Raw genomic sequence first — 842 nt, 5'->3', positions numbered from 1 at the left:
CTGGTGGCCGACAACGTCCGCCAGGGCCGGCTCACCTTCACCACCGCGATGCGCGACGCGGTCGCCCAGGCCGACGCCGTCTTCATCGCCGTCGGCACGCCGTCCCGCCGCGGCGACGGCTTCGCTGATCTCAGCTTCGTCTACGCGGCCGCCCGCGAGATCGCCCTAAGCCTGTCCGGCTACACGGTCGTCGTGACCAAATCGACCGTGCCGGTCGGCACCGGCGACGAGGTCGAGCGCATCCTGCGCGAGACCGCCCCGGACGCCGAGGTGGCGGTCGTCTCGAACCCCGAGTTCCTGCGCGAGGGCGCGGCGATCTCCGACTTCAAGCGGCCCGACCGCATCGTGATCGGCGCCGAGGACGAGCGCGCCGCCGAGGTGATGCGCGAGATCTACCGCCCGCTCTACCTGAACGCCGCCCCGATCCTCGTGACCGGCCGGCGCACGGCCGAGCTGACGAAGTACGCGGCCAACGCGTTCCTGGCCACCAAGATCACCTTCATCAACGAGATCGCCGACCTGTGCGAGCGGGTCGGCGCCAACGTGCAGGAGGTCGCCCGCGGCATCGGGCTCGACAACCGGATCGGGGCGAAGTTCCTGCACGCGGGTCCGGGCTACGGCGGCTCGTGCTTTCCCAAGGACACGCTGGCGCTCGTCAAGACGGCGCAGGACGCGGGCACGCCGGTGCGCCTCGTCGAGACGGTGGTCTCGGTCAACGAGAGCCGCAAGCGGGCGATGGCGCGCAAGGTCATCGCGGCCTGCGGCGGGCAGGTGCGGGGCAGGACGATCGCGCTTCTGGGGCTGACCTTCAAGCCGAACACGGACGACATGCGCGACGCGCC

The 842-nt window shown here is 71.3% G+C and carries 1 protein-coding gene; it reads left to right on the top strand.

Annotated features, from left to right (window positions below; all coding sequences use genetic code 11):
• The coding region (locus tag MOX02_RS30815; protein WP_147029545.1) for a UDP-glucose dehydrogenase family protein at positions 1-842 on the top strand (842 nt) is incomplete at both ends.

It is taken from the genome of Methylobacterium oxalidis (assembly GCF_007992195.1).
Classification (GTDB): Bacteria; Pseudomonadota; Alphaproteobacteria; order Rhizobiales; family Beijerinckiaceae; genus Methylobacterium; species Methylobacterium oxalidis.
Note: the sequence above shows the minus strand (reverse complement) of the source record. Positions and strands in the feature narration are given on the sequence as shown.